The sequence below is a fragment of the Flavobacterium bomense genome, assembly GCF_003970355.1.
This window is the reverse complement of the sequence record NZ_RYDJ01000137.1, coordinates 1-1303: the sequence shown is the minus strand read 5'-3', so window position 1 is coordinate 1303 and position 1303 is coordinate 1. Positions and strand designations below refer to the sequence as shown.

Annotated in this window: 2 protein-coding genes; both read left to right on the top strand. The window is 36.9% G+C overall.

The genetic code is table 11. The features are described from left to right. Positions 1-303 (top strand): GDSL-type esterase/lipase family protein (locus EKL98_RS16200; protein WP_233589470.1); only part of this gene is annotated, 303 nt, incomplete at its 5' end. A 174-nt stretch (positions 304-477) separates the two neighbouring features. Then, positions 478-1303, top strand: an 826-nt coding sequence (locus EKL98_RS16195; protein ID WP_148104448.1) for a glycoside hydrolase family 43 protein, incomplete at its 3' end; no start/stop codon positions are given.

Genomic DNA, 1303 nt, shown 5'->3' with positions numbered 1-1303 from the left:
GTGGAACTCGCTAAAGCAAATAACATCAGAGTAATCTTAACGTCTGTTTTACCTGCATATGATTTTGCTTGGAAACCAGGACTAGAACCTGTCGAGAAAATCATACAACTTAACAATAGAATTAAAGAATATGCCTCTAAAAATAAAATCGTTTACCTCGATTATTATTCTCCATTACTTGATGAGAAAAAAGGATTGAAAAAGGAGTTTACCAATGATGGCGTTCATCCAACATTGGCAGGTTATAAAGTTATGGAGCCTTTGACTGTCAAGGCAATCGAATATGCTCTAAAAATAAAATAATACCTTATGAAAAAGACATTTCTGCTAATTGGTTTTGCTTGCCGCAACTTGATGGTTTCGGCACAAAAAAAATCGTTAACACGCTCCGCAAAGTCTCCAATTTTGAGGAGGTGAATAGCGGTCTCCGACCGCTTTCGCAAACAAAAGTAAGGAAAAAACTAAACAAACACCTAAATGACACGTTCTAAAACCAAAATAATCCTGTTATTTTTGCTTTTGTTTATAAAAAACAGTGGCTTTGGTCAAGTCAATTATCAAAATCCTGTTTTGCCCGGATTTTATCCAGACCCAAGTATTTGTAGGGTGCAAAACGATTATTATATGGTAAACAGCAGTTTTGGTTATTTTCCCGGAGTGCCGATTTTTCACAGTACCAATTTGGTCAATTGGGAACAAATTGGTTATGTTTTAGACAGAGAAGAACAATTGCCATTGGCAAAAGCACAAACTACTTTGGGCATTTTTGCACCAACCATTCGATATCATGATGGTTTGTTTTACATGATAACCACCAATATTACGGATAAAGGAAATTTTTACGTAACGGCAAAAAATCCTGCTGGACCGTGGTCAAACCCTATTTGGATTACCACTCCTGGGATTGACCCAAGTTTGTTTTTTGACGATAACGGCAAAGTCTATGTTACCTCTGCACAAAATTGGGGAGCCGTAAAAAATAGGATTGTGATGTCTGAAATAGATTTAACTACTGGCAAACTGCTTTCAGAACCCGTAACGATTTGGAAAGGAACTGGCGGAAAATATCCAGAGGGCCCACATTTATATAAAAAAGAAGGTTTTTATTATTTAATTATTGCCGAAGGTGGAACAGAATATGGACATAAAGTTACCATTGCCAGAAGTAAAAATATTTGGGGAGTTTATGAATCCAATCCCGCAAATCCAATCCTGACACACGCCAATTCAAACGAAGAAAACAATCCGATTCAAGGTACTGGTCATGGTGATTTAGTCCAAACTACCGATGGTTCTTGGTTTA